At 55.5% G+C, this 22,395-nt stretch carries 9 protein-coding genes; 6 read left to right on the plus strand and 3 right to left on the minus strand.

Annotation, left to right across the window (positions count from 1 at the left end; translation table 11 throughout):
* The 5 genes from glgB to RMSM_RS36475 form a co-directional block, all read left to right on the plus strand.
* On the plus strand, positions 1-1,680 hold a 1,680-nt coding region (glgB, locus tag RMSM_RS06280), incomplete at its 5' end, for a 1,4-alpha-glucan branching protein GlgB (RefSeq protein WP_052031518.1).
* Positions 1,681-1,981: 301 nt separating this feature from the next.
* Entirely contained in the window at positions 1,982-3,049 is a 1,068-nt protein-coding gene (locus RMSM_RS06285) for a WD40 repeat domain-containing protein (protein ID WP_160168241.1), read from the plus strand.
* A gap of 142 nt (positions 3,050-3,191) precedes the next feature.
* Complete coding sequence (locus tag RMSM_RS06290; protein WP_008693133.1) at positions 3,192-6,764, plus strand: SdrD B-like domain-containing protein; 3,573 nt, start codon at positions 3,192-3,194, stop codon at positions 6,762-6,764.
* Positions 6,710-9,337: an SdrD B-like domain-containing protein gene (locus tag RMSM_RS06295; protein ID WP_236622028.1), complete on the plus strand. Its 2,628-nt coding sequence runs from the start codon at positions 6,710-6,712 to the stop codon at positions 9,335-9,337. Before RMSM_RS06290 ends, RMSM_RS06295 begins: the two co-directional genes overlap by 55 nt.
* A 352-nt stretch (positions 9,338-9,689) precedes the next feature.
* Complete coding sequence (locus RMSM_RS36475) at positions 9,690-12,254, plus strand: bifunctional diguanylate cyclase/phosphodiesterase (RefSeq protein ID WP_008693140.1); 2,565 nt, start codon at positions 9,690-9,692, stop codon at positions 12,252-12,254.
* A 147-nt stretch (positions 12,255-12,401) separates the two neighbouring features.
* Here RMSM_RS36475 and RMSM_RS06310 read toward each other — a convergent pair whose 3' ends face one another.
* The 3 genes from RMSM_RS06310 to RMSM_RS06320 form a co-directional block, all read right to left on the minus strand.
* On the minus strand, positions 12,402-13,559 hold the full coding sequence (locus RMSM_RS06310; protein WP_144057420.1) for a hypothetical protein: 1,158 nt from the start codon (positions 13,557-13,559) through the stop codon (positions 12,402-12,404).
* Between the two features lie 352 nt (positions 13,560-13,911).
* Positions 13,912-14,244 (minus strand): HU family DNA-binding protein, encoded by a 333-nt coding sequence (locus RMSM_RS06315; RefSeq protein WP_008693142.1) that lies wholly within the window; start codon positions 14,242-14,244, stop codon positions 13,912-13,914.
* 388 nt (positions 14,245-14,632) lie between these two features.
* Positions 14,633-19,501 (minus strand): Ig-like domain-containing protein, encoded by a 4,869-nt coding sequence (locus RMSM_RS06320; protein WP_008693143.1) that lies wholly within the window; start codon positions 19,499-19,501, stop codon positions 14,633-14,635.
* A 485-nt stretch (positions 19,502-19,986) separates the two neighbouring features.
* Between RMSM_RS06320 and yidC the strand changes: the two genes are divergently transcribed.
* Positions 19,987-22,395: membrane protein insertase YidC (gene yidC / locus RMSM_RS06325; protein ID WP_040764386.1), on the plus strand; the 2,409-nt coding region annotated here is incomplete at its 3' end.

Consider the following 22,395-nt stretch of genomic DNA (forward strand, 5'->3'; position numbering starts at 1 on the left):
GGTATCTGGGAATTGTTTGTGCCGGGGGCGAAGGTCGGGGACCGTTACAAGTTCCGAGTCCATAGCACCGATGGTTCGTGGGTCGACAAGAGCGATCCGTATGGTTTGGCAGCCGAGTTGCCGCCGTTAACCGCATCGATCGTCGCCAACGTGAACGCGTACCAGTGGTCCGACAGCAAGTGGATCGACCGGCGGAGCGATTGGAACCCGTTGCACGAACCGATGAACGTGTACGAAGTGCACTTGGGCAGCTGGCAAAAAGGGCCGGGCCGCAAACATGGCTGGCTGAGTTATCGTGATCTGGCCCGCCGATTGGCCGAGTATTGTCATCGCATGAATTTCACCCACGTCGAATTGATGCCGGTCAGCGAGCATCCGTTCACGGGGTCATGGGGCTACCAAACCGTCGGCTATTTCGCACCGACAAGCCGTCACGGCAGCCCCGAAGATTTTATGTTCTTTGTCGATTACATGCACCAACATGGCATCGGCGTGTTGATCGATTGGGTGCCCGCCCACTTCCCCAAAGACGCGCATGGGCTGCGTCGCTTTGACGGTTCGCCGTTGTACGAGCATGCCGATCCACGCCAAGGGGAACACCCGGATTGGGGCACGATGATCTTTAACTTTGGTCGCAACGAAGTTCGCAACTTCTTGGTCGCCAATGCTCTGTTCTGGTTGGACAAGTATCACATCGACGGGCTTCGTGTGGATGCCGTAGCATCGATGTTGTATTTGGATTACAGCCGCGAAGAAGGCCAGTGGGTTCCGAACCAATATGGTGGCCGCGAAAACCTCGAAGCGATCGACTTTTTGCGTGAGTTCAATACGGCGATTCACGATAAATACCCTGGCGTCGTCACGGCGGCCGAAGAATCGACGGCGTGGCCGGGCGTGTCGCGACCGGTTGATGATGGTGGACTCGGTTTCACCTACAAATGGAACATGGGCTGGATGAACGACACGTTGTCGTACATGCACAACGAACCGATTCATCGCAAGTACCATCAGAACGAGTTGACGTTCAGTCTGATTTACGCCTTTACCGAAAACTTTATGCTGCCGCTGTCGCATGACGAAGTGGTGCACGGCAAAGGATCGTTGATCAGCCAGATGCCGGGTGACATGTGGCAAAAATTTGCCAATCTTCGCTTGTTGTACTCGTACATGTGGACGCACCCGGGCAAGAAGTTGTTATTCATGGGGGGCGAGTTGGCTCAGTGGAGCGAGTGGAATCACGACGACGGTCCCGATTGGATCCTGTTGGATTTCGCCACCCATCGCGGCGTGCAGCAGTTGGTCGCCGATTTGAACAAGACGGTAATCGAAAATCCCGCACTACATCAGCTCGATTTCAGCGGCGATGGGTTCGAGTGGGTCGACTGCATGAATGCCGATGAGAGCACGCTGGTGTACCTGAGAAAGGGGCTCGATGGCACGCCACCGATTTTGGTGTGCAGCAACTTTACCCCTGTCGTTCGCAAAGGCTATCGTGTGGGCGTGCCGGCGAGTGGTTTCTGGAAAGAAATCTTCAATAGCGACGGCGAAGCCTACGGTGGATCGAACGTCGGCAATTACCCAGGGCGTAAAACGTTTGGCGAAGGCCACCACGACCGTCCCGATAGCATCTCGGTGGACCTGCCGCCTCTGGCGACCGTGATGTTCCGCTTGGAAGATTGATCGCCCCCAGACGGCCAGAATTAGCGAGAAACGGCAATCAAGACGCCCGCTAGCGGAGATCACTTCTGCCCGAAGCCTCCTGCCTGCTTCGCAGCGATCGATGCGGGCGTCTGGTTTGCAAAATCGACTTTTCCGATTATTCCGTTCATGACGGTTTTTCGGATTGCCGATTTAGAGAGTAACTGGGGCTATGCGCGGCCATGTCGATCGTTTCAGCGACATCTGTCGACGTCGCTGTGAAACATGGAATTCACGCCGTGTGCTCGCCCTGGATTACTTGTTCGTTTTTGAGGGATCAGATATGCCGCGTTGTGTTTCACGCCGGACTTGGATAGCCACCGCAACGACCGCGATGATCGCCGTCAGCACCGCGGATGCTTTGCTCGCCGAAACGCCAACGATCGCCAATGCACTGGGGCATCCATCGTTTCCAAGCCGCGTCATCCGTTTACAACCGGTGGGGGATCGCACAACGCCACCTTTGGTGACCGCCGTCGCCGCCGATCCTCGAGGCGAACTGTTGGCTGCGGCAGGCGACGATTTTGCAATTCGCATCATTAATGTCGCGACGCTCAAAGTGATGCATACGCTCAAAGGACACCGAGACCTGATTCGCAGTTTGTCGTTTGACAATGCAGGCGATTCGCTCGTTTCGGCAGGCAACGATGGCCAATTGATCATCTGGGATCGCAAACGGTCGTTTGAAGTGGGCCAGCGGATGCAGGGGACTCCGGCTCTAGCGTGTGTTTGTTTCGCGCCCGACGGAAACAAAATTGCCGCTGTCGGGTTCGATCCTAAAGTGTTCATCATTGGTGCGATCGGAAACGAAACGCCCAAGTTTTCATGCGATTGCAACGATCTTCGCAGCATTGCTTATCGCGATGATATGCGAGTATTGGCGGTCGGTGGCCGCAGCGGACACTTGCATCTTTTTGATCCGCAAACCGGCAATTTGATCGCGGAACCGCATTTGCATTCATCTCGTATTCGTGACATTGCGTTTCATCCTCATAGCAACAATGTGATCACGGTCGCCGAAGATGGGGTTGTCGCAGTTTTCGACACCATGAATCAAAAGAAAATTCACAGTGTTACCGTCACGTCGGGGCGTCTGTTTGCGATCGCGACGATCGATAGTCAACATATCGCTGTGGCGGGGTCGGACAACGTCATTCACATTGTCAATACCGACAGCGGCGTGATACGACACCGGCTCGAAGGGCATGTCGGCACCGTTTCAACGCTGACCGCAACCGGCGGCCATTTGTTTTCCGGTGGGTTTGACGCCACGCTGCGACGATGGAGTCTTGACGAGTTACATCGTTCGGACAGCCGCATCGCCGAGGGAACGGTTCCGATCGAGCGGTAGCCGCTCGACAGGCTAGCCGCCTAGCCTAAGTAAAGACAACCCATCATGAGTCGCTTTTCGCATTGCGAAAGTATGCTCAATCGTTTCTCTCGCGGAAGCGAAAGACGATTCTATTTGTTCATCGCACACGGAGGTGCCTCGGATGATTTGGAAAACAAAACGCAGCCGATCAATCCAAAGCCAAACACGGACCAAGAACGTCAAGCGACGAATCTTGACGTCCGAGAAGCTCGAGAGCCGTCGATTGTTCGCGGCCGATCCGATTCACGTGGGTGTCGTCTATATCGAGACCGACTATTTGGAATCGGACCAGGACGTTGGTAGCGACTCGCAGGGTGACCGATTCATCCTGTCGTTCACCGGCGGGGCGGAGGGCACCGAGTTAAACGAGCTTCGCATCCGCACCGATAAAGATGGTGATGGGATCACCGTCGGTGACCTGATCTATGACACCGAACTAGGCGGCCGTGGCAAAAATGGCGCTCACGGGTTTCAGATCGTACGTATTCTGACAGCCGATGGGCATACGGTCGAAGCTACCGCGGAAGTCGAAGATGGCGGTCAAGAATTGGTGCTGAGGTTGTCCGGATTTCGCGCGGGCGACCGCTTGGAATTCACAATCGACGTCGATGAAGTGCTGCGTAACCTTCCGGATTTGGATCAATTTAACAGCCGTTTGGATGTGATCGCGTCGGGGCAAGAGTTCCAGGACTCGATTCTCGAAGCAACCTTCAATGCCCCGCATTACGAGACATCACATGCCGATGCGATCTTTTTGAACGACTATGGCGATCCCGCATCGGATCACAATCTAAATTTGCCGCCCGACGAAGGAACCGGCGTTGATAGTCGTCCAAACCGATCGGCCGCCGCAGTCGGGACGACCGGCCAGATCGCGAAACCGATCTCGATTGCCGGCCAAGTTTGGTTGGACAACAATTTGAATCAGACTCGTGACGATGGCGAAGCGGCCGTCGGCGGTGTTACGATTTCGCTGTTCAAATGGGACGAAGCCAGCAATCGCTACGTCGATACCGGTCATCACACGACGACCGATGGCGATGGGCAATACGTTTTTCCACGCGTATTGGGACTCGCTCCCGGACGCTACCGGATTGTTGAAACGCAGCCCGATGGATTATTCAGTGTCGGCGCGATCCCCGGTTCGGTTGACGGCGTTGCCAGCGGACGCGTTGAATCGATCGACGTGTTGGCCGATATCGATATTCCACTCGGGGATACCGATGCGGTCCGTTATGATTTTGCCGAAGCCCAAGCGGCATCAGTGTCGGGATATGTCTATCGCGACGACAACAATGACGGCAACAAGGACGCGGGCGAAACCGGGATCGCCGGTGTGCGTGTTCAATTGGTTCCCATCAACACCCTTTCGGCGCAGTCGGCAATCACTGTGACCACCGCAGCCGATGGTTCGTATTCGTTTAACGGCTTGGCACCGGGAACCTACAAGGTTATCGAAGTCGACCAGCCCGCGTATTTGAATGATGGTCTGGATTCGCCCGGGACAATCAACGGCGTGGTCGTCGGACGTGCCGACAATCCTGGCGATGCGATCCACGACATCGTGTTGGCTGGTGCAAGCGCCGGCGTCAACTACAACTTTGGCGAAACACCCTTTGGTTCGATCACAGGTTTCGTCTACTTGGTCGCGCCCGGCGAAGATTGCGAAGGCCCTCATGATGCACCGGGGAACAAACCGCTCGAAGGCGTGCGTGTGGTGCTGCAGAATTCCTTTGGTACGATCATCGCCGAAACACGCACTGCGGCTGACGGAAGTTACGAGTTTGATGAGTTGCCGATCGGAAATTACCGAATTGTTGAGTACACGCCGGCGGGCCTACTCGATGGCGGTGCTCACGTTGGTTTTGTCGACGGTTCTACGTCGGGGACTGCGGTTGGCGGTGGTTTGATCCAAGAGATCACGATGACGGCCAATGGCCGCGGCGTCGAGTACAACTTCTGCGAAATCGCTCCGGCCACGATCAGCGGATTCGTCTATCACGACCGCAGCGACGATGGGAAACGCGATGGTGGCGAAGAAGGGATTGCCGGGACCACGGTCTCATTGGTCGATGCCAGCGGCAACGTCGTCGCCACCGCCGTCACCGATGCAAATGGACGTTACCAATTCACTGGGATCGTACCGGGTGTCTATCGATTGGTGGAAACTCAACCCAATGATTTCTATGACGGTAAAGACACTGCCGGCACCGTTTCAGGGACGCAGGTCGGAAAGCTCGGAAGTGACGGCGACTCGTTGATTGATATCGAGCTAAAACAAGGGCAAGCCGGTGTCGAGTACAACTTTGGTGAATTGGTCGGGGCAACGCTGTCAGGCCGTGTTCATGTCGATGCCGACGATGATTGTGATTACGACGAAGGCGAAATCACTCCTGCGGGCGTCGTGATCCGCTTGCTTGACGTCAATGGAAACGAGGTCGCACGGACCGCGACCAATGCCGAGGGCAAGTACTCGTTCACCAACATTGCGCCAGGCGAATACACCGTGATCGAAGGCGAAGTCGATGGCTATTTCGAAGGCACATCGCACGCCGGTTCAGCGGGCGGCGTCGCGAATCCGCCGAACCGGATCAGCCAAATTACCTTGGCGTCGGCCGAAGTCGCGGTGGACTACGATTTCTGTGAACGACCGCCTGCGGAAATCAGCGGCGTGGTGTACGACGACCGTGACAACGACAATCGTCGTGACTCGGGTGAATCCGGGATCGGTAACGTGCTGGTTGAACTGTTCAACAGCGATGGCGAAAAAGTGGCGTCCACTCGTACTGATGCCAACGGTGCGTACCGATTCACCTATTTGCCCGCCGGCTCCTATACGGTTCGCGAAATGCAGCCGACCGGATGGTTGCAAGGGGGCCAACAAGCCGGCAGCAATGGCGGCGATGATTCAGTCGACGATGTCATTTCAAGCATACCGATTGGCTGGGGCGATCGATTGACCCAGTACAACTTTGGCGAACTGATGCCCGGGTCGATCAGCGGCGTGGTGTATGTCGACAGCAACGGCGATTGCGTGCGTGACGCCGACGAAGATCCGATCGCAGGTGTCACGATCGAACTCCGCGACGGCGATGGTCAGGTCCTAACACGCACCACCACCGACGCTGAAGGTCAATACAGCTTCGAAGGTTTGCGGCCGGGCGAATACCAAATCTTTGAACAACAGCCCGATGGATTCTTCCAAGGCGGCCAAGTCGTCGGCAGCGGCGGCGGCGTCGTATTGGACCAAGACTTGCTCGGAATGAATTTGTTGGCGGGCGCCAACATTGTCGATTACGATTTCTGTGAATTGCCACCCGGATCGATCAGCGGTGTCGTTTACGTTGACGCCGACGGCAACTTTCAACGCGACACCGGCGAAAGCCCAATCCGCAATGTGACGATCGAATTGCGAAATGACAAAGGCGTCATCGTCGCGACCACCGTCACCGATGCCAATGGTCGTTACCTGTTCGAAGGGCTCGCTCCGGGCAACTATCAAATCTATGAACAACAACCGACCGGGTACTTCCAAGGGGCTCAGCATATCGGCAGCGGCGGCGGCACGATTCTAAGTCAAGACTTGACCGGATTGGCGTTGTCGGCGGGCGTGACGTTGTCGACTACAACTTTGGTGAATTGCCACCCGGATCGATCAGCGGCGTTGTCTATATTGATGCTGATGCCGATCTAAAACGCGATTCCGATGAGGCGACGATCGCAGGCGTGAAAGTCGATTTGCGAGACGCAAACGGTAATGTCGTTGCGTCGACGGTAACCGATGCCGATGGCCGCTACCGATTCGAAGGGCTCGCCCCCGGTGACTATCAAATCTTTGAGCATCAGCCCAACGGCTACTACCAGGGTGGCCAACACATTGGCAGCGGCGGCGGAACGATTCTTGCCGACGACTTGACGGGGTTGACCCTGGGGACCGGTCGCAACGTCGTCGATTATGACTTTGGCGAATTGGTGCCTGGTTCGATCAGCGGCTATGTGCACGTCGACAGCAACGGCAACTGTACTTATGAAGAAGGTGAAAAGCCAATTGCCGGAGTACGTGTCGAACTACGCGACGAAGATGGCAATCGAATCGCCGAAACGACTACCGATGCCAGCGGATTGTACCGTTTTGGAAACCTGCCACCGGGGCGTTATCACATCGTTGAAATCCAACCCGATGGATTTTTCCAAGGGGGGCAGAGTATCGGAAGCGGCGGAGGCGAAGTGATCGGCGACGATCATCTGGCTCTCGACTTGGTCGCCGGGGCGAACGTGGTCCACTATGACTTCTGCGAACGCGAACCTTCGACCATTTCAGGATCCGTGTGGAAAGAGACCGATTTGGACCGCGTGTTCAACTCGGGGGATGTCCCGCTCGGCAATATCTTGATCGATTTATTGGACGAAGCGGGCAATCGGATTGCACAAACGCGTACCGATGCGTTTGGTAACTACCAATTCGCCAACCTCGCACCCGGCACCTACTCGGTCTATGAACATCAGCCAACCGATCTGTTTGATGGGGGGGCGGTACCAGGTTCGGCTGGCGGCACCGTGGCCGATGACGACCTGATCAGCGGCATCCAATTGACCGGCGGCACCAATGCCGTTGACTATGATTTTCCCGAAGTCCCTCCGGCGACGATCTCGGGATATGTGTTCCAGGATGGTTCGGCGATTCCGGCGAACACGCCACCGAGTGCCGAGGATTTGCGTGACTACAAAGACGGGTTGTTGACCGACGATGATATTCTGATCGGCGGGGTAACGCTGGAATTACGCAATGTCCTCGGCGAAGCGTTTACATCCGATCGGGCGCTTGCGGGTGTCTATCCCGATGGCGTGATTCGCGTCACGACGGATGAGTTTGGCTATTACGAATTCACCGGACTTCGTCCAGGTACCTACAGTGTGTATCAGGTTCAACCAGACAACTTCATTGATGGTTTGGATACCGCCGGTTCGACCGGCGGGGTTGCTGTCAACCCAGCTGATGCGTTGTCTGATGACGATGCCATTCGCATTCAAACGTTAGCACTGAGCGAAGCCACGGATCCGCGTGATGATGCGATTCTGTTCATCAATTTGGGCGCTGGCGGATCGAGTCGCAGCAACAACTTTAGTGAGATTGCGATCACCGAACCGGCGATCCCACAGTTGATCGAAGATCCAATCGAAGACACTAAGGTCTATACGCCAATTGAAACATTCGATCCGCAAATCCGTTTGGTTGGGTTTGGTGAGATTCAATCGTTCCGTCGTCCTCTGGTCGCGGACGACGAATGGGCCGTATCGTGGCATCTTAGTGTGATCAACGGAGGATTCCCTGGTGGATCGGCCGACGATGGATCGGCGGTGATCAAGACCGTGGGGGCAACCACGATGCAGCAGAATTGGACCGAGGGCGAACATACCTCCGGTCGCTGGGTAATCGTCAACGCCGATGGCGAGATGATGGAGATTGCCGATCGTTTGACGATGGGCGAAGAAGATGCCGTGGCTTTGACGGGTGACTTTGATGGCGACGGCAAGGACGAAGCCGTGTTGTTCGTCAACGGACATTGGTTCGTCGATCTCAATGGCAACGGTCGCTGGGACGAAGGCGATCTGTGGATCAAGTTGGGGACCGAACTTGATCGTCCCGTCGTTGGCGACTGGGACGGTGACGGCAAGGACGATGTTGCGATTTTTGGTCGCCAATGGCATCGTGACCCGCAACGGATCAAGAAGGATCCCGGGCTACCCGATCCCGAAAACAAGCGGCGTCGCGAATTGTCGGCCGCAGCATTGTCCAAACATGTCGACGACCGTGGCGAGGATCGCGAGCGATGGCTGCGTCGCGGCAACGATGGCAATTTGCGTGCCGATGCGGTGGATCACGTGTTCCAATACGGCGAACAAGTTGACACGCCGATTGCGGGCGATTGGAACGGCGACGGGATCGATCAAATCGCGGTCTTCCGCGGTGGCACATGGATGCTCGATACCGATGGCGACGGACGATGGACCCGCGACGATGAAAAGGTCGAATTTGGGCGTGCCGGAGACGAACCGATCGTCGGTGACTTTAATGGGGACGGAATCGACGAGATCGGAGTCGTTCGGGGTGATGTTTGGATCATCGATACCGATGGTGACCGCAAGATCACCGGTAACGATCTTCAAATTGAAGTGCCACGGCCAAGCGGAAACAGCCAGCCTGTTGTAGGCGACTGGGATGGCGATGGACGTGATGAGCCCGGGTACTACGACGAAGCGGCTTAAACCCGGCTAGGACGGTCGGCGATATCAGTCTCGCCGGTCTTGACAATCTCGCTGGTCATCTCCGTCGAAAACGAGAGCGTTGCTTCGCGGTCTCGCAGGGGACGGCGAGTCGGGTTGTTGGGTCTGTGACGTTTAACCCATCCGCCCTGAGGAAGCTTCGGATTTCTGAAATGCCGCGTCTGCGGTGTCACGCAAGTTTTGTCGTACAGTTGAGACGGGACGTTTGTTGTTGGTGCTTGCAAGGGCAGCACCCACGTTCTGAATTCGTTCACGTCATGATCTTGCTCGATAGACTTGGCAAGTCATGCTGCCCGAACGAGACGTACGCGCTGGCGGGGTAGGACTTGGCTGAATGAATCTGCGACTGAAGATATTGTTGTCCTTGATCGCGGTCTTCATCACGTATGTCGTGATTGACACAGCGATTCATCAATACGTGGTGCTGCCGCGATTCGTCGCACTCGAGCAATTTCAAGCGACGAAGGATCTGCAGCGTTGCCACGATAGCATCCAACGAGACGTCGATAATTTGCACTTGGTGTTGGACTTGCCAACCGAGTGGGATACTCTGCAAGATTACGTCGATCAAACGACAGATTGCTTTCAGCGTCGCAGCCAACTCCGACCGCCCGGTTCAGATCAGCATCTCGACATGTTTGCCGTTGTCAATCACGACGGCAAGGTTGTCTACCAATGCATTCATCCGCCCGCCTCCAAAGGGAACGTCAGCCGTCCGCAGCAAGCCTCTGTGACCTCGTTTCCCGAGGACGACTGGACGCCAAAGCATCCTGTCATCAAGTCATTGCTGTCGTCTCCAAAGGGAGTCGCCGCCGAAACCCGCGGAATCATCACAACCGCAGCGGGTCCGATGATCGTATTGGGACGACCCATTTTCCGCGAAGGCGATGACCGTGTGGAAGGGGCCTGCGTCGTAGGACGCTTTTTGGATCGCCAAGCGATTGCAGCGAAAGCCGAACAGGCCGACGTCACTTTCCAAGTCGATGCAATTGATCGGTTGACGAAAGCCTCTCCGGAACTTGTACCGGCGTCGTTGCGCGGGGGTGAGAGCCGCGGCAACGTGGTGGCCGCCGCTCCGATTTCGATTCGAGAGCTTGACGACGACCATCTTGTCGCCGAAGGGACGTTGCTTGATATCCAAGGCAACCCGGTATTGTCGACCTATGCCTTTGTTCGTCGCAATATATCGCAAGAGGGCCGGATCGCGATGCATTACGCGATCGGCTCGCTTGTGGCAGCAGCCTTTGTCGTACTTTCGATCTTGTTACTGCTACTGCAACAGATTGTCATCAACCCGCTGAATCAATTGTCTCAGCATGCCACTCGCATGGGAGAGACCGGGAATTTTTCGGCTCGTTCGGAAATCAATCGCGACGACGAGTTTGGGGATCTGGCGACCAACCTCGATACGATGGTTGGGCGTCTGAAGCAGCTCTGTAGCTCGAATCAGCAGTTGCACGTCGAGATTCGACAACGCAAGTCAGCGGAATCGGAACTGCAGCATGCGGCGACTCATGATTCATTAACCAATCTGCCAAACCGTACCCATCTGAAACGGATGCTTGAGTCGCGATTTGCGAACCGTACTTTTAGTGCGGGCAACTGCGATGCACTGATCTTTTTGGATCTGGACAATTTCAAGATCATCAACGATAGCCTGGGGCACGCCGTGGGCGACCAGCTGCTGGTCGCGATTGGTGAGCGATTGCAAGCAGCGGTGGATTCCGTTTCGCGACACTCGGAAACGAAAACAAAAAACTTGGTGGCACGTCTTGGTGGCGACGAATTTGTGATCTTCCTAGGCAACGTCGCAAACGAAGAGGTGGCGACCGAATTTGCCGAACAGATTCGCACCGACTTGATCGGCCGCTATACGGTCAGTGGTCACGAGTTGACACTTGGGACAAGCCTGGGGATTGCGTTTTCAAATGATTCGGTGACTACGCCCGAAGAATTGATGCGCAACGCCGATTTGGCCATGTACCGAGCCAAGTTCAGTGGCAAGCAGTGTTTGGCCGTGTTTGACCACGCCATGCACGAATCGGTCCTGAAACGACTCGAACTCGAAGAAGCACTTCGCACCGTGTTAAAGGACGGTGGGCTGCGGTTGGTTTATCAACCGATCTTTGATGTCGAGACGGGGGTCATCGTCGGACTAGAATCGCTCGTTCGCTGGGATCATGCAACCAAAGGTTTGATTAGCCCTGCCGAGTTCGTTCCGGTTGCCGAAGAAATCGGATTGATCGTTCCTATCGGTCGCTGGATCCTCGAGGAAGCGTGCCGCACCATTCATCGCTTAAACGAAGCCCGCGGCGACGGTCCGCCGATTTCGATCGGGGTGAACGTTTCCAAACGCCAACTCGCCGACTCCGGCTTTGTGGACTTGCTGCGAGACGTGTTGGAAACCGAGAATGTTTCACCGAACCAGCTAAATCTCGAGATCACCGAATCGATGATCATGGATAGCCCCGAGCAGATTGTCGATTGTTTGAGCGAGATTCGCAATCTTGGAATCCGTTTGCACATGGACGACTTTGGCACCGGCCATTCATCGCTGAGCTGTTTGCATCGTTTTCCGATTGATGTGTTGAAGATCGATCGTTCGTTTGTCTCGACGATGGAAGTTGGTGACGATTATGAATCCATCATCCACGCGATCATCACGTTGGCACACAATCTAGACACCAAGGTGATTGCCGAAGGGATCGAGACGACACGTCAACTGCAGCAACTGCGTGATCTGAAGTGTGATTTTGGGCAGGGCTATTTGTATAGCAAGCCGGAGCCGATCGAAGATTTGCAAGAGTTGCTGTCGGCGGTTGTGAATCAGCCTCGAAAAGATCCGCAATTCGGTTTTGCCTCGAGCGATTCGACCTTCTCGATGCTAGCCCCCCACTAAGCAAACGCACAGTTAAGCAAACGCACAGGGGACGAAGACTACAACCGCTGCGGGCGTTCTCACGAGACCCTCTGCACCGCTGGTGAGTCTCTCCGCGAGAATCCTCGCTTTCAAACTCGCCACCGTCGACTCGTGTTGGAAACGAGTCTAGAACGCGGTGCCAGGTCGACCCCAACGAAGCGTGTTGGCATTTTCTGCGGTTTGTGCCGCGGGCTGGTTTAGAGGGTCTGTGCTTGGCATTGGTGTCGTGAAACGTCGTGCGCCTTGAAACGCGGGTTCCATGTTCGTATAAGGCTGATGTTCAGCCAATTGACGGTTTTGTTGCTCGAACGCATTGACCGTCGTTGCGGCTTGATCCAACTGTGGGGCTGGGTGTAACGCCGGTGCCGATTGCGACGAGGCGACGTTATCAGCCGAGCTAAACTGGTCTCCGCCGGATCCGTATTGCGAAGACGCTGCGTTCGGTGAATGAGGGACCATCCCCGGAGCATTCGCATTATGATCACGTTCAGGAATCGGGATCGGTTGCGGATTGTATTGTGGATTGGTTTGGTACTCGGCCGGGGCGCGTTGCGGAGCCAAGTTGATTCGGTTGCCATTGTCCACCGCAGGCGGATAGTAGCCGCGGCTCAATGTATTCATCGTGTTGGACTGCATCGGAGCAACATAGGTGGTCGCCGGAGCCACGCTGTAAGGCGTTTTCGGGGCGCCGGTTAAATCGTGCACCTGCATTCCGTTAAAGCGGACTCGCGGGACCGAATTGGCAGGCTGGTAGCCAGCGGCAGGATTGCCGTTAACCGGATTGGCAAACGTGCCTGAGACGGTGTTGATTTGAGAACGAGTTTCTTGCCAACCCGTGGTCGCCACCCCCGAACCAATGGCTTGATCCTCGTAGCCGCTGCCAGAAACCTGTGCGAGCTGTGGTGGGGCCGTCGGTTGCAACCCGCTGGATCGTGAGGGGGGGAATTGCGAGGGGTTGGACGAAAACGAATCAAACGGTTGAGCCTGACCTGGCGACTGGAACGGTGCCACATTCGTTTGCCCGTACGGCACAAATCCGGCCGTCGCACCGTTCGCGTTTTGGAACGAATTGTTGGGGGGAGGTGGCACTCGCGTCGAGGCACCCAACGGGCTGATTGCCGAACTGGTTCCCACACCTCCGATCGGTGCAGGCGTCAATCCAACCGGGGCCATGGGGCCGACTGGTGTGAGCGGTCCGCCCGCAGTCGGGCCAGTCGTTTGCCTACAGCCAACGTTGGTTAACGCCAACGCGAGCATGCAGGTTCCGAGGCAAAGTTGTCGCATGTCGAACACCGAAAGAATCGAAGGAAATTGGTTCTGACTTGGACCTTTAACAAAAATAAGAAAATTCACGAAATACCAATGCCGCGATTTTCTTATTTGTTTCAGTCCGTCGGCAAACCTTCGGATGGGGTGTATCGAATGCTTTGTTTCACCGATAGCCGATCAGTCGTACGCTTACGGAGGCGAGTACGTCTATTGGCTGACTGTTAGATGATTCACTCATAAAACCGTGAAGAAGTTACCAAACGAAAAAAGCTGGCAACCAAATCAAAATCGTTGGCTGACCAGCTACTTCTGTCTTGTTCGCCCCGCAGCGGGGCGATCGAAAAATCGTCAAAACCTAATCAGGTTTTTAGATCATTTCTTTCAGACCCTTCAAAGGTCGGATCGAAAGCTTCTTGCTCGCTGGCTTAGGGTTCAACCAGATTTCGCTGCCGTCGGCAGGGTTACGGCCTTTTCGCTTTGGCTTTGCAGGAACGTCCTTGAGGATGATTTTGCAAAGACCTGGGATTGCGAACTGGCCTGGGCCACCTTTGCTGATCGCTTTTTCGATTTCAGCGGTCAACGCGTCGAAGACGGCAGCAACGTCCTTCTTCGTCAATTCGGTCGCTTCAGAAATGTTAGCCAAAATCTGAGTCTTGGTCGGAGCCTTTAGTGGGGCTGCCTTGGGTGCGGCTTTAGCCATGTGCAACAACCTTCTTATCACAGGGTGAGAGTAGTCTGGGTTGAGCTTGATAGCTCGATGTTTTCAATAGGGCAAAGTGTTATGTCGGCCATGCCACTGACGCAACCCGGCTTTGCCCAAAAAAGCCCACGTTTTTCAGTGTTTTCTGCAATATGGTCGTTTTCAGACCAGAATCAAGGCTGGAAACGGGGTCGCACAGGGGGCACTAGCAACGGGACTGCTGCTGTCAATGGGAAACTTTATTTTTCCGTAAAATACGCACTTTTACGGTTTTTGAGCTCGAAAACCGATTTTCCCAAGCCCGTTCGCTGACGACCGAACGCAAATTCCGCCCCCGTTTTCGTCCGAAACGAAAGGCGGAACATCGCGATTTTGGGTGTCGATTGACCTACAAATCGGTGGCAATTGCCGCGTCAATCGCTTGATCGCTAAGCGAGTTTTCTGTCCCATCTTGCTCGGCGATCGCGTCGCCTGTTTTGGAGATCAAAGTCAATTCGGATGCGACTTGGCTCATCGCATCATCGACGGCCTCGGTGTTCGCCGAAGCGGACGAACTTGCCAATTGAGTGCGTAGCAGCGACTGGCCAACCCCGTCTTCATCATCGCTGCTGACTCCCATCGTTGTCGCGTCAGTTTGGGTGGCAGCGAGCGAAGCTGAATCATTGCCGCTGGAATCGATGAATTCTCCCTCCGCCGATGTCGAACCCGTATCGGAGGATTCAGACGTGCTGGTCGCTGCCGCAGCAGTCGTCTGCTCGGCAAACGTAACATCACCTTCTTCGACGCTGACTCGGTACAGTTGCATTCCGCCGGATTGACCCAGCGTTTGCACCCGTCGGTCTGCGGTCGTCGGCAACGTCGCCGTGACTTGCGACGTGGTCACGGTGCCAGTCGACGACGTCGTGGTTTTGGTGCCATTGATCGTCAGGTTCGTGCTTGACGAATCGAGCGATACCGTTGGATTTGAAATCGACTTGACGGCCGCCGAAGGGACGACAACGGCGTTTTCACTGCCGGGTTCTACCGCGACGAGCAACGACTGCTTCGGTGTGGATCCGAGCCATTCGCGGATCGTGATGAATTCGGGAAGAAGACGTCCAAGTGAGATGTCGACAGTCATGTCACCATCCTCTGGCAAACTCGTCACCGTGATCTCTTGAGCTGCCGATCCATTGTCAAAGAATGGCAGCGAAGGAATTTGTAACTTGTACGTTCCTGGTAAGATGTCCTTGAACGCAGGCTTATCGCCGGTGAAGGACAACGGAATTTCAACGGCCGTGTTCGAGTCGTCGGTTCCGGTCAACACGATGCCACCGATCTGGCTAGGGTCAATGTCAGTCGACAAAAAGTTTAGCAGCACGTCACGTGGCACAAAGTCAAAGACTTCGACCGTGATCGTGCCGGTGCTCGTCAAACCGCTGCCGTCGTTGACTTGGTAGGTGAACGTATCGGTGCCCTTAAAGCCATCCGCGGGTTTGTAGAAAATGGTACCCGTCGCAGCGTCGATGCGAACGGTTCCGCCAGCCGTCGGAGTACTGAGGTTCGAGAACGTCAGCGTTTCACTGCTGTCAACGTTCGCAGGCAATTCTGCGAGCGTGAAGATTGATTTTTCGCTGGTGCCGTTGTGTTGCTTGGCAACTTGGCTGATGATCGGCGGGGCATCGTTGACCGCCGTGACCGTAAATGTGACGGTGCCGACGGCAATCCCGCCTCCGGTGTCACGAATGGTGTAAGTCACGGTTTCGGTGCCGTTAAAGTTGGCTGCCGGTTTGTAGAAGATTTGAGTGCCATCGTCACTCACTCTCGCAGCACCGCCCTTGTCGGCAGTGCCAACCGAGATAATTGTGAACGCTTGATTGTCCGCATCGGCGGTGTCATTGTTTAGCACATCGAACTGGGCTTCGGCGGCATCCTCGGTCAACGTGAATGCGTCGCCGTTAGCGGTCGGCGGTGGGTCGGCTGATTTGACTAGCAATGACACGGTCGCCTGGTCAGTCAACGATCCGTCTGAAACGGTGTAGGTGAACGAATCGCTGCCGGTAAAGTTCGCTGGCGGCGTATAGAGAACCGATTGACCATTTGCAGAGATCGTGACCGTTCCTCCGCTGGCGGTGGTTCCTTGGACGGCGGTGACTCGAAGAGTTTCGCCGGTGTCAGGAGTAATCAAATCGTTCAGCAAGACATCCAGCGGTGTTGAGGTCGAACCTTGGTCGACGTCAAATGAATCGTCGGTGGCGGTGGGGGGATCATTCACTGGCGTCACCGTGACGGTCACCGTGGCATCCTCTTGAATACCTTGGTCGTCGCGAACGCGATAAGTGAATTCAAAGGTGCCATTGAAATTGGCGTCCAACAAATACGCAACTTTACCGTTTTGGACACTGACGGCCGCTCCGCTTGTTGGCTGGGTCACCGAGACGAGCGTCAATGAACCTGTCCCACTAATGACGTTGTCATTGGCCAGCACATCGATGGTGGATGGCGCGGAATCTTCGGCCACGGTCACCTGATCATCGGCAACGGTAAAGTTTTGCCCGATCGCAAGCTGTACGCTGCCATAGGCAACCGCGTCGGCAGGAATGCGGTTGTCGTTACCGTACAGCAACACCTCGCTGTCGGCCGCATCGGCGGGTTCCGAGCGAATATTGACCGTTCCGGTTCCCAACGCTTCCATGCGAATCGTCGCAATCAGGCTGTCGGTCAATTCGCTCGGTGTCAAGCGATCCGTTGCCGCACCGAGTTCATCGATCAAACCGTCCGAAATCGTTCCCTTTTGCACGGTGGGGAAGCGATCACTAAACGTGATCGCGGTTCCGGCCTTGGGTTGGATCAAACCACTGTCGAACAGAATGTCGGCAAACGCGGCAAAGATCCCGTCAAGATCATCGCCGGTGCGAGCATCGACGCCGATCATGTTCAGGTTGAATTCTTGGCCGACTTGGACTGCGGTGATCGGGTTGCCATCGAGGTCGGTGATCGTCAATTTGATCTCGGCGATCGGTTGGCCGGCAACGTTGACGTTGAACGATTCGGTGCGAACGTTGCCCGCAGCATCGGACAATTCCAGCGTGAACGTGTTGTCGCCAATCTGAGCTTCGGTAGGCGTCCACACGATCTCGCCGGTCGCCGCGACGATGGTCGCACCAGCAGGTGCTGTCTTCAGTGTGTAGGTGAACCCGCTGCCTTCTTCGCTGCTGATCAAATCGGTGCGGAATTCGCGTCCCACGTTGGCTTGGGTGGCTGCGGTATCCGCTACGCTGCCCGGTGCCTCGGTGTCGTAAACCACGTTGATGCCGGCGGTGCGTTCGCTGGTGACGCCATCGACGGTTTGGCGAGCGGCGATGTTGTAGGTGCCATCACCGAGCGCGGCGATGTTGTTGGTCGTGATGGTGATCGTCGAACCCGTTGCCGCGCCGACGCCCACCACCGTGTTGGTTGCGGTATTGACTAACTCGACGGTTGCACCTGAGGTGACGCCCGAAACAACAAACGACAACGTGCCGGCGTTGGTGATGTTGTCGGTCGTGCTTGTTCCCGTGTCACTTGACGAACTAAGATCGATGCCCGTTGGTGTCGCTACCGATTCACCACTGCCAAAGGTGAACGTCACCAATTGGGTGTCCATGTCGCTTGATGAATTGCCGGTCACTCCGGTTCCCGGCCGCACACCGACCAACACGGGCACGGTTCCCACGAAACCGGCTGCGGGAGTCACCGTGACCACGCCGGTGGTCGGATTAACGGTCGCAGTGGCCGCTGCGGTGTTTTGTGAACTGGCGAAATAGGTGACCGCGTCGCCTTCGACATCCACGCTCGACAACGCAAGCGTCGCGTTGGTTCCGCTGGCGACCGCCGCAGGGTCAGTGACGTCATTCAAAAACGGTTGGCTGTTGGACGTGTCCGCGATGACGCTGACCGTGGTGGTTTCCGAATAAGTACGGCCTTGTGCATCGGTCACGGTGTAGGTGACGTTGGTGGTTCCGGTCGCGTTGCCTTTGGCCTTTAGCATGACCACGGCATTTTCGGTGTCATCGAACACGTCGACGCTGGTGATGCGAACTGCGGATGTGGGCTTGTCGCTTGAATCGGTCGCATGTTCGCTGATCGCTTCGCGAACCTTTTCGCCTTCGACAAGCTGGCCAAACACGCTGTGGTTAAAATCGAGAAAACGCTGCGGCCCTTCGGTGATAAAGAACTGCGAATCGTTGGTGTCATCGCCCGCTTTGGCATACGACAAGATGCCGGAACCGGTGTGCATCAGTTCCTCATGGAAATCATCGTCAAAATCACCCAGCGTCGAACCGCCAGTACCGGTTGCGGTCGGATCGCCTCCCTGCAGCACGAAGTTGTCAATCACGCGGTGAAATTCAATGCCGTCGTAAAAATTTTGGCCGGCTAGGGTGATCACTCGCCCGCTCGCCGTGGGCGCTCGATCCTCGAATAATTCGAACACCATGTCGCCATAACCATCCATGTCGATGCGGATCGATCGGTTCCCCGACAACACGACCGCTTCCAACAGATCGGGATTTGCGACGCTCACCGTGACTGTCAATGGTCCGCCATCGGGATCATAGGCGTCTACAGGAACGTGTAGCGGAGCTCCGATTTGGACCGTTTTGTTGCCGATCGTCGCAAACGAAGGCGTTTCGCCTTGCGGAATCGCGACCCCGCTACGAGCGCTCAGCGTCGCCAGTGTCTGCACGCCCACCAGCCGAGTGCCGTCGGGGAATTCCCAAGTCGGATAGCTGGTGATGCCTTCGTCAATCGCGAGCTGCGATGGAGTGCGATCCGGATTGGTGACCTCGATAAACGGTAAAAATTTGCCTCCGTCCTCAAACAACTCTTTTTGCTCGGTACACGCAGGGCACCATTCGGCGCCGTACATGATGACGCCGGCTTCATCGAGCGCTTTGGCAAACGCAACAAGATCGTCGGTCAATTCGCCTTCGGCCGCCCGAGAGACGCTGCTACCGGTCTGTGAAGCAATGCTGCCGGTTTGAGATGCCAAGGTGCTGTATGTCTGGTCGCTAGCACCGTCAGTTGACATCAATTCGACGTCACCCGCCATCAATTGACGTTGCTCGAGCGATTCCAGCAGCAATCGGCCACGTTTTACCGAAGCCGGGCTATTACCGCCGGTGCTGAAATAGGTCAGAAAATCGCGAAGGATTCCGCGACGTTCTTTTTTCGATGGGTTTACGGCGCTAGAGCGGTTCTCGGAGGAATTCGAGTGGTTCTCGGAGTTGCGTCGCATCAGTTCTCTCAGGCGGCAAGTGCAAAATAATAGCGGGCGGTCATGTCCAGTCCGGTTTGGAATCCGGCTGCACATGGCCCATGTATCGGGCCCATTCATCGGGTATTCGTCGACAACCTACAGCCGTTAAGACGAAAAAATTCGGTACAACCCGCAAGGTTTACCAAACCATCTTTGTGGGGAGCGTGTTTCGTCAGCGGCTTTGTGTCACGGAATTTGCCTTAGCAAGGCAGAAGTAATGAGGGGCTGTACTGTTTCAATAGGACGAAAAACTCGCCTTAATTGTTCCCATATTATCGAGGCGGGTGCGTTTTCGGCAAATTATTTGCCAGTCGTGCGTATTTTGCGTCCCGCTGTTGCAATCCATTCCCGCAAAACAGTTTCGTTCGCCTTCCCAAGATTTAAAAACACTGCCAGAATAGAGGGTTTACACACAAACTCTCGCGAACACCTCTCCCCACTTTCCTCTTTTGCTGGCAATCACTGTGGAACGGCGTCTACTTACTTTCATCATTTACTCCACAGCGTTCTTGGCCATCTATATGTCGTTGCGGCATTGGGTGATGCCCCCACCGAAACCGATCGCCAAAGACAAACAGCAAGTCGCCGCTCCGCTGGATGAAGACGTCGAAGACCAAGACGATGCGGACTCCGAGGCGGCCCAGACGCTTACCGACACGGAGTCGAGCGAGAATCCGGATGCGGATGTTGCTGACGCCGCCGCAGACCAGGTAACGCCCGAGCGTCCAAAGACGCCCGAGTGGGTGACGCTGGGATCGATGGACCCCAAATCGGGTTACTCGATGATGGTCACCCTGAACAGTCGTGGGGGGGCCATTGAGCGAATCGAATTGGTCCAACGCGAAGAGGGCAACGGCAAACTGAAATACCGCCGCGTTGATGTCCGTAGCGGATACATGGGCTATTTTGCCGCCAGTACTGCCGAATCGGTCGATGGCGTCCGAGTCAACGTTGTTGCCCCGGGAACTCCGGCGCAGATCGCCGGACTGCAAGTGGGCGACATCATTACCAAAATCCACGGCAAACCGATTGTCCGCCGCAATGACATCGATATTGCACTGGCGGAAACCAAGCCGGGCGAATCGGTCAAGGTCGAAATGCTTCGTCGCAGCGACGCAGCGACATCAAGCGAAGCGGCCGACGATTCGCTGACGCCGCAAACGGTCACCGTCCAGCTTAGCGAGCACCCTTTGGATCTGATTCGTTTGGCTCGCGATGGAGGTGCCGACCAAGTCATTGGTAACCAATCCGAGTTGTCCTGTTTGCTGACGTTAGCTCAGGTCAATCGCAAAGGGATCATGGTCGGCGACGAAGCAATCAAAGGAATCACGGATCCCGCCACGTTGGTGTGGACGATCGAAAAAGCAAACAAGTCCGCAGCCGACGCGCTGAGCGACGTTGATGAGTTGAGCTTTCGCTTGAAACTCAGCAGCGATGATCTCGACAAAGCCAAGGGGCAACCTTTGGAATTGGTTCGCAGCTATCGTTTGCCCAAAGCGAGCTATGTGATCGACATGGGGATCGAAATCGAGAACAAAGGCGATCAGCCGCAAGACCTTGCCTATCGTCTTTTTGGACCCAACGGTTTGACGTTGGAAGGTTGGTGGTACAGCAACAAGATCAGCCCTAATTTCAGCGGAGCGGCGGCTCGCGATATCGTCTACACCAGTGTCGCAAATCGTCACGAATTGCTAAGTGGCTATGACCTATTAAAACTTGCAAAGAAGCAGCCCGAGGATCCTGATCAATCGATTTACTCGCCCGATTCTGACATCAGCACTCAAGCACTGAAATATGTTGCCGTCGATGCTCAGTACTTTGTAACCGCTTATCTACCGGAGGCTGGGAAGAAGGCGTTTACCGATTTGCAACGCGTTTCAGCGGGGATTGTGGCGGACGCCGATGAGATCCCTCGTCACAAAGAGCGTGCGGTCAACACGACGTTTTATCTGACCAGCAATGTCAGCACCGTGAAACCGGGCGAGTCATTGTCACAGACGCTGCGTCTGTTCGCCGGACCCAAAGATCCCGACGTGGTGGAAGAATACGGCTTGGGCGACACCATCTATTACGGGTGGTTTTCCCCGTTCGCCCGTTTGTTGGCGAGCGTGTTGCATATCATTGGCGGCGTGATCGGTAACTATGCGGTCGCGATCATCTTGTTGACCGTATTGGTACGGGGATTGATGTTTCCGCTTAGCCGAAAAGCTGCCATCAATGCCCAACGGATGCAGGAACTGGCACCCGAGCTGAAGAAGATCTCCGAAAAATACAAAGACGACATGGAAGGCCGTTTGAAGGCGCAGCGTGAACTGCAGGCTCGTGTCGGTTTCAATCCAATGGCCGGTTGTTTGCCGATGTTTCTGCAGTTGCCGATCTTTATCGGGTTGTACCGAGCGTTGTCAGTCGACATCGAACTACGTCAAAAAGCGGTCTCCTCGGCGACAAGCTGGGCGTCCAACTTGGCCGGTCCCGATATGGCTGCCTATTGGGGCGATTGGATGTGGGACTATCTGTCGGGCCGTGGCACGGGTTGGCTTGGTCCCTATTTCAATGTCCTGCCTGTGTTTGTGGTCGGGTTGTTCCTGTTGCAACAGAAAATGTTCATGCCGCCGGCAACGGATGAGCAAACCGCGATGACTCAGAAAATGATGAACATCATGACTTTGATGATGGGCTTGTTTTTCTTTCGCGTTCCCGCCGGACTCTGTATCTACTTTATCACCAGCAGTTTGTGGGGCATTTGCGAGCGGATCTTAGTCAAGAAGACGCTTCCCGATAAAAAGCACTTTGATCTTGGCGTGATCGATGGCACCGCGGTTCCGACCGAGAAGAAGGACAAACCGTTGACGCTGGCCGATCGAATTCGCAAT

Source organism: Rhodopirellula maiorica SM1, from assembly GCF_000346295.1.
In the GTDB taxonomy this organism is placed as follows: domain Bacteria; phylum Planctomycetota; class Planctomycetia; order Pirellulales; family Pirellulaceae; genus Novipirellula; species Novipirellula maiorica.

What these genes read in the sequence shown, in the direction of transcription:
- RMSM_RS06310 (WP_144057420.1), bottom strand. Translation starts at nt 13,559, where the DNA reads ATGCGACAACTTTGCCTCGGAACCTGCATGCTCGCGTTGGCGTTAACC.
- RMSM_RS06315 (WP_008693142.1), bottom strand. Translation starts at nt 14,244, where the DNA reads ATGGCTAAAGCCGCACCCAAGGCAGCCCCACTAAAGGCTCCGACCAAG.
- RMSM_RS06290 (WP_008693133.1), top strand. Translation starts at nt 3,192, where the DNA reads ATGATTTGGAAAACAAAACGCAGCCGATCAATCCAAAGCCAAACACGG.
- RMSM_RS06320 (WP_008693143.1), bottom strand. Translation starts at nt 19,501, where the DNA reads ATGCGACGCAACTCCGAGAACCACTCGAATTCCTCCGAGAACCGCTCT.
- RMSM_RS06285 (WP_160168241.1), top strand. Translation starts at nt 1,982, where the DNA reads ATGCCGCGTTGTGTTTCACGCCGGACTTGGATAGCCACCGCAACGACC.
- RMSM_RS36475 (WP_008693140.1), top strand. Translation starts at nt 9,690, where the DNA reads ATGAATCTGCGACTGAAGATATTGTTGTCCTTGATCGCGGTCTTCATC.